The organism is Acidovorax sp. KNOB132, from assembly GCF_057541515.1.
The window spans coordinates 1-6,593 of sequence record NZ_BAAJYT010000197.1; the positions used below are offsets into that span (position 1 = coordinate 1).

Annotated in this window: 8 protein-coding genes; 7 read left to right on the plus strand and 1 reads right to left on the minus strand. The window is 57.7% G+C overall.

The features are described 5' to 3' along the window. The first annotated feature begins 77 nt into the window (after positions 1–77). The 7 genes from AC27IO_RS18555 to AC27IO_RS18585 all read left to right on the plus strand — a co-directional run bounded on the left by AC27IO_RS18555 (position 78) and on the right by AC27IO_RS18585 (position 5,363). Positions 78–1,028, plus strand: a complete 951-nt coding sequence (locus AC27IO_RS18555) for a LysM peptidoglycan-binding domain-containing protein (protein WP_498740104.1) — start codon at positions 78–80, stop codon at positions 1,026–1,028. Positions 1,029–1,255: 227 nt separating this feature from the next. Then, entirely contained in the window at positions 1,256–1,651 is a 396-nt protein-coding gene (locus AC27IO_RS18560) for a hypothetical protein (protein ID WP_498740105.1), read from the plus strand. A gap of 81 nt (positions 1,652–1,732) precedes the next feature. After that, entirely contained in the window at positions 1,733–2,089 is a 357-nt protein-coding gene (locus AC27IO_RS18565; RefSeq protein WP_498740106.1) for a hypothetical protein, read from the plus strand. A 126-nt stretch (positions 2,090–2,215) separates the two neighbouring features. Next, entirely contained in the window at positions 2,216–2,590 is a 375-nt protein-coding gene (locus tag AC27IO_RS18570; protein WP_498740107.1) for a hypothetical protein, read from the plus strand. Between the two features lie 774 nt (positions 2,591–3,364). Continuing rightward, positions 3,365–3,682 (plus strand): hypothetical protein, encoded by a 318-nt coding sequence (locus AC27IO_RS18575; protein ID WP_498740108.1) that lies wholly within the window; start codon positions 3,365–3,367, stop codon positions 3,680–3,682. Positions 3,683–3,884: 202 nt separating this feature from the next. Then, positions 3,885–5,018 carry a hypothetical protein gene (locus tag AC27IO_RS18580; protein ID WP_498740109.1) on the plus strand — a complete coding sequence of 378 codons (1,134 nt, stop codon included), beginning with the start codon at positions 3,885–3,887 and terminating at the stop codon, positions 5,016–5,018. Positions 5,019–5,036: 18 nt separating this feature from the next. Further along, positions 5,037–5,363, plus strand: a complete 327-nt coding sequence (locus AC27IO_RS18585) for a hypothetical protein (RefSeq protein ID WP_498740110.1) — start codon at positions 5,037–5,039, stop codon at positions 5,361–5,363. On the opposite strand, the gene AC27IO_RS18590 is transcribed toward AC27IO_RS18585, so the two are convergent. Then, on the minus strand, positions 5,352–5,933 hold the full coding sequence (locus AC27IO_RS18590; protein WP_498740112.1) for a DUF4291 domain-containing protein: 582 nt from the start codon (positions 5,931–5,933) through the stop codon (positions 5,352–5,354). The two genes, AC27IO_RS18585 and AC27IO_RS18590, sit on opposite strands and share 12 nt — an antisense overlap. Positions 5,934–6,593: the final 660 nt, after the last annotated feature.

The following is a 6,593-nucleotide window of genomic DNA, read 5'->3' on the forward strand; positions in this document are numbered from 1 at the left end:
CCAATGGCTTCGTGAGCAACATCGAGCAGACACCGGTGTGGCCGACGAGCGGTTCAACCGCGCCTTCGTGAACGACGGTGCAGGGCAACGCCGTGTACGTGAACCAGGGCGCGGGGCCACACGGGCCGCGTGCAGAACAGCCAGGCGGCTACCTGGGCGGCTGGGTGGGCGACTCGGTCAACCCGGGCCACGTGCAGCGCCAGCTGGTGGCCAATGGCGAGGTCCTGGCCCGCTACGGCGACGCGCCCGACAGCGAGAACCCGCCGGCCAACGCGGGCGAGATACCGAAGTACGTGGACACGGCCGAGTTCCGGCTGAACGCGGCGCCGCTCAAACTCAAAGGCGCGAACCTGGACGCCATCGCCTACACGGTGGTGGGCGGGGAGACGCTCAAAGACATCGCGCGCAACGTGCTGGGTGATGCCAAGCTGTGGTGGCGCATCGCGGAGGCCAATGGCCTGGCGGTGTCGGGCGACGGGCAGCTGGCAGCGGGGCAGACGCTGAGCGTGCCCAAGCTGGCGCTGAACGCGAACAACGTGGACACGTTCCAACCGTACGACCCGAGCCGGGTGACGGGGAGCATGGATCCGAATCTGCCGGCGCCTGCGGGGCAGGGAGGGGGATGTGGTGGGCTGGGGCAGATCATCAGCATGGTGGTCACCATCGTCATGATGGCCTACGGCGTGCCGGTAGGCCTTGCCGCGGTGGCGGGCAATGTGTCAGGGCAGGTGACCAACAACATCACGGGTGCCCAGGACGGTTTCAATTGGAAGAGCCTCGCCATGTCGGTGGTGAGTGCGGAAATCTCTGCAGGGCTGAATACGTCTGCGTTGCTGGGAGGCCAAGACCTTGGAATGACAGTGCTGCGCTCCGCAACGGCCAATGCACTCACTCAGGGTGTGGGCGTGCTCACGGGCTTGCAGGATCGCTTTGACTGGAAGGGCGTCGCCGCCAGCGCAGCAGGCGCCGCTGCAGGTTGGGGTATGAGATACCAATGGCGCCAAGCTGCCACAAGCCGTGGGGCCTGAGTTGTTTGCCAAGGCGGGCTTGAGTGGGTTCGCAGCGGGCTTGACGACGGCCGTAGCCCGGGGCGGGCGCATCAGCGTGCAGCAGGTGGCGGCCGATGCGTTCGGGAATGCGCTGGGGGAGAGCCTAGCTCAGCAGAATAGCGGACTGAAGAGTTGGATCAATGCATTTGAGAATCCCACTAATTACGGCAATACACCTGGGGTGCAGGTAGCCGATGCAAGTCGTTATGCTGCTGAAAGCTCCTTACAGGTCCCCAAATCTATCGCTCGAGCTGTCCGAGTTGCAAGCTTTCAAGCAGCAGAACAGAAAAACATTTGACCTCGATCCCGGAAATCAAGTGCGTATCGACCAACTAAAAAATATGCAGCACAATTTCGAGCGTTCGCAAGCCATGGCACAAAACCTCGAAAGCATTGGCCTCAAGAACACTCTCGAAAATAATGACCTTATCTTGAGGAATTTGCTTGAAACTGGCCAATCCGTAACGCCGAATAATCGGGTGTGGGTGCCTGGCACGCTTATCGGACCAAACAGTTCGTTGAGAGTCAATAGCACGTGGGCCATATTGCCGGATGGCACAAACTACCTTTCGACACTCAGGTTTATGCCTATTGGAGATTAAGTTGTCTACAAAGATTGAAGATTTGGTAAGACAGGTGGAGAGCCTTAGGATTACGAGCAAGCGTCTCAAGCACTGATAGAGGTGGTTCATCTCGCACCTGCGACGGGCGGCAAGTTAGCGCTGAATCTGTTGCGTTCGACGGCCGGAGATGTGCATTTGCGCGCCTTTGCCTTTAACATGCTTTATCGAGCCAATCGAGCTGTTGCTTATAAATATGCCCGAGAAAATTCGGGCTCATGCGAGGCGCCCGTATTTTTGGCAATGCTTGGTGAAGTCGTGGAAGACGTAGGCCTGTTGAATGAATCCTCAGAACTGCAGCAAGTTGTTGCAGACCTACGGTCAGCTATTTCACATCGAACCGACAGCGATACTAAGGTAGTGAAGCGCGGCGTTCATGACTTTCTAGCGGCCTATGGCGACAGGGGTTACCACATGTGACTGTCGCGGCTTGTTGTCGGGCACCTTTAATTTGGCAACACTGGAAATGGCTCCAAGCCAGCGCATAGTTCAGGGCTGTCATTCAGCACAGAACTGAGGCAACAAGGTTAAAGCCCGCAAATAGAATTGCTATCTAAAAAACAGTTTGATCGTGTAACAGGCGCTGTGATCGATTCGCGCACAGCCTGCAGCGACCTGCTGCTTGCACGCCTTGGGCCTGACGGAAAATTATTTGTTGATTGGTACTCCACGTCAGTTCCCGGTCGTGGAGTCGGTACCGACCTGTTGTCTCGCGCAATAGAAGGTGTTGGCGCTGAAAACGTCAGTAACGTCTCCGCTCGGTTTGGTCTTACAAATGCTGAGGCATATCGAGGAGCTTTGGGGCAAGGTGTGGCTCCTGCTGAAGCCGCTTGGCAAACGCCGTTTGGCAAGTCCATGTCGAAGCTTGGGTTCCGCACCGTCGAGACCCAGAACGGCGAAATCTTCACATTTGGGTTTTAAGTGCATCAAGCCATCACTAAGACTGAAGTCATTCAACACCTTGTAGGAAGCGGGCACGCGGGAGAACTAGTGTTAATGTTGGAGGGCGAGTCCCCGTATTCCAACGAGGAATCTGAGGGAGCGCCGGATGATCGACAGCTTGCACGCCTGTGGACAGCAGCTCTCTATCACCTGAAGTTCGTTGCCGAGTTCGGAGAGGGCGCAGAGCGTCAGCAGAAAGAGGGGAAATGGCTAAGTCCGTTCCCTCAAGAGTTCTCGGACTGGCTGCTAGCAGGTGCGCCAGGGATCTCGACTGCTGATTTGGATAGGTGTTTGCTAGCAAAGTCCGCAGCGTCGGGATGAGTAGGCGGGCTCGGGGTCAGGTCTTCAGTTTTAAGTCCAGCCGCACGTGCCCAACGCCTCCGTTAAGTTCTACGTCCGCTACGTGACGAGCACGCCTGCGGGCGAAGCACTCGTAGTTGGCAAGTCAAACAACGGCGGGGTGTTGCAGACGAGAGCCCATCTATGCGGAGCCAAAGAGCGATCCGAACTTTCGCTTCAACCCGGGCACCTGGTACCAGAACGCGTACCAGAACGACGGCTACATCGCCAGCGTGCCGGTGGATGGGACCACGGCGCTGTACTCGGTTTACAACGGCAATGCGGTGGACGGGCGCAGCATGGGGGACTACCTGACCACCCCCAGCGAATACGAGATCACCTCCACCTTCATGCTGCGGGCCGTGAAAGCGGCCAGGCAGACTGTGGGCGGCGTGGGCATGGTCCGCGCGGTCATTGACGGGACCGATCACGCGCTACCGCTACGACCGGGCGGGCAACGTGGTGCTGAGCGGGCAGGAGACGGTCAAGGTCACAGACCCGCTCAAGAAACCCGGGGTCGACAACACCCCGGTGGCACCCCTGGCCTACCAGATGCGCTACCGCTACGACGCGCTGGGCCACAAGGTGGGCCAGACGGATGCGGCCGGTATGAGCCAGTCCTGGACCTACGACACCTTCGGGCGCCTGATCGGGCGCACGGACGGCAAGACCGGTGGCGGCACGGTGGACTTCCACTACACCTACAACCGGGCGGGCGACCTCACGCACTAGGGCAATGGGGCCGGCAAGAGCCTGGACTACCGCTACGACGGAGCCGGCCAGCGCATCGAGATCCGGGACAACTACCTGGGCCAGAGCACCAACTACGGCTACGACCTGGCGGGCAACCGGGTGTCGGAGAAGATGGCGCAAAAGACGCTGCTGTCCTCCGGGGTGCTGGACAACGTGGTGTACCAAGACAACCACCTGGTGTATGACGCGCAGATCGGATCCTGACTACCGCAATGGCTCCGACATCGAGAGTGATAACTACAACGGCAGCCGCCGAACGGCCGTCGTGGGCCAAGGCCAGGGCCCTCTGGCCGCGCTGGCAGGCATCGGCCTTGACAGGCAGCAGCAGATGGCCGGCTACGGCTACCTGCTGCGGACTGGCCAGGTGCAGATCGGCCGTGATGGTGTACCGATGGTGCAACCGGCCCAAGAGCTTCACATCGACCTGGACGACATGGGCCCAGCCCGCACAGGGGCGCAGGCCGTTGCCAGGGAGAGCTCGATGCGCACGGATCGGCTGGCTGCAGCGGCGCAGGCGGCCACCGCCATCAACTCGCAATCAGGGTCTTTAGGAGCCGGGCCAGTCATGGCTGACCTCCAAACTCCCACGCAAATTGCACAATTTGACCGGCAGGGTCGTATCCGTGATCTAGTCAACATGGAATACGACGGCAGTCCGCGAACACCGGCGCAAGAGCGCGCTCTTGCCCAAGAATATAAGGAGTTGACAAAGCAGCCCGGGGCCGTGTGGTCCCGCGACAGCACTTATAACGGTTACATGGCTCGCGCTCTGGCAGGAGGGGGGTTAAACCGTGAAGCGTTAGACCACATTGCAGGCGTTGCTATAGATAGTGGAGCAGCTAGCCAGATGGGTGTGGCCGCTGGTGCCGGGCTTGGTGGCGTTATTGGCAAATCACTTGGCAACATTGGAAATGGAAAGACAGTCACTTTGTACCGTGTCGATGACGGAGGATTTGCTCCACGTATTCAGGCAGACGGCACTGTTCCGGTGGTTACGACAGGCTCTGGTAGAGAAAGAGCCTTGTTCGTCAATATCGGGCAGCCAGAACGCGCTAAAGAGTTTGCGCTTGTGAACCGCGGTGGTAATGCCACGGTCACAGCAGTTGAAGTTGACGCATCACTTCTGGATCGGCTCAGGGCATCTTCGGTTTATGACAAGGGACTAGATGTCAAAATAAATCCAATGGCTCCGCTGCGTGTGGACGTAAACAAGGCTGCGGATCAGTTTGGATTGAGAACCCCTGAGCAAATCCAGTGGTTGAGAAATGCTATTAAGCCGGGTACGGTCCGCAGAATTGACCCGCATAACTTGTGATTTAAAAGGACTAGTTTTGTGAAGATTTTTATTATTCCGTTCCATGTGCGCCGGCTAGAGAATTCAATAATGCCAATGGAATTCTCAGGCGCCTATGTCAGTTGCTATGCGCCAGGCAATGACTACGGGGAAGCTGCAAAAAAGGCACTGACAAGGCTTGCAGCAGACGGCCTGCACCCGGAAGAAATTCTGCAACCCATTCACGCAATGGATGCTGAGAACTGGTCTCGGCATATCTCCGAGAAATGGCCTGACCAAGCTAGCTCCCTGCTTGGTCAGGTCGAGTTCGAAGAAGCTATGAAAAGCGGTAGTGCGGTGTATGGGCCTTTCGGCTCATATGCTTGATTGCTCGTAAGGATGTTCGACGGGCAATCTTCTCTTTGCGTCTTCAAACTGCTTGTCTTGCACAAGCGCATGAATCTCATGAGCCAGCGGCGTCAGGTCGGTGATACGGCGAATCCACTCGCTCGCGTAGAGCTTTACGGCGTCTTTGCTCAACCCGATCTGGATAGCTCTGTGCGGCAATGGCTGAAGCAAGAAATCGCGCTCCGGGTCCCATTGGATGCGCACCGGAGATTCACTCTTTAGCCGCTCCCACTCTTCCTTGCTCATCGACGGATCTGCGTGGCTCAAGCAACTGTGCGCCAAAGCCCACTCGAAGCCTTTCCGCGTGATGTCAATGGCCAAGATGCGGCGTTGCCCAGGCTCTTTGAAGCCCCAGCCAGCGCGGTACATCATCCACAGAAAAGACGGTTTGATCCACGTCATGCGCTCCAGCTTGAACGGTGGCGAGACGAAGCGGCCGTGCGCCAGTGCCGAATCGGCAATTGCATCGCTGTACGCCTGATAGACCCGAATGGTGTCGGTGTCGTATATGGCGCGTATCTGTTTATGAGGAATCACGTCGGTTTTCATGTATGTCTGCCGGTTCAATAGCAGCTAAAAAATGATTGCCTCACCCAACCCTTTGACTGTTGAGGGCCGGGGTCTATGTGGTCGCAAGTTGCGACCACCGAGCCTGGCCTGATTTCTGTGTGAGGCCATTGAATCTTTGCCGATTTCGTGAAGCTGGCTGCTGATTTTACGGGCTCGATTTCATGAGCCGGTCCTCGTAGAGATCGCGAATTGGTCCGCTCCTTATTTCCAGGGTTTGGTCACTTCTGATGGAAGTTCACATTTTTTGCAGCAGACCGCAAGCCCCGAGAGCCCCGCTTGCAAGGTCATTTCCGAGGGAGTTGCTGATTGCAGGGCCCCTAAAACGGCGTTGAGCGTGCCGAAAATTGCTCGATCCTTTGGTTTAAGCATTAAATCGGCCTTACGCCTTAGAAATTCATGCCTTGCGCGCTATTTAATTGATAGCAATTGACTTATGACTTGATCGCGCGGAATGTGGCGGTGACCGCGCCGGGGCGCTTGCCCTGAAAGGTACCTTGGGTACGTGCTGCTGTCCTCCGGGGTGCTGGACAACGTGGTGTACCAAGACAACCACCTGGTGTATGACGCGCAGAACCGGCTGCGGGCGGTGTTCGACAGCCGCGCGGATGTGCGCATCACCTACGACCTGGCGGGCAACCG

What these genes read in the sequence shown, in the direction of transcription:
- AC27IO_RS18560 (WP_498740105.1), top strand. Translation starts at nt 1,256, where the DNA reads ATGCTGCTGAAAGCTCCTTACAGGTCCCCAAATCTATCGCTCGAGCTG.
- AC27IO_RS18580 (WP_498740109.1), top strand. Translation starts at nt 3,885, where the DNA reads ATGACGCGCAGATCGGATCCTGACTACCGCAATGGCTCCGACATCGAG.
- AC27IO_RS18590 (WP_498740112.1), bottom strand. Translation starts at nt 5,933, where the DNA reads ATGAAAACCGACGTGATTCCTCATAAACAGATACGCGCCATATACGAC.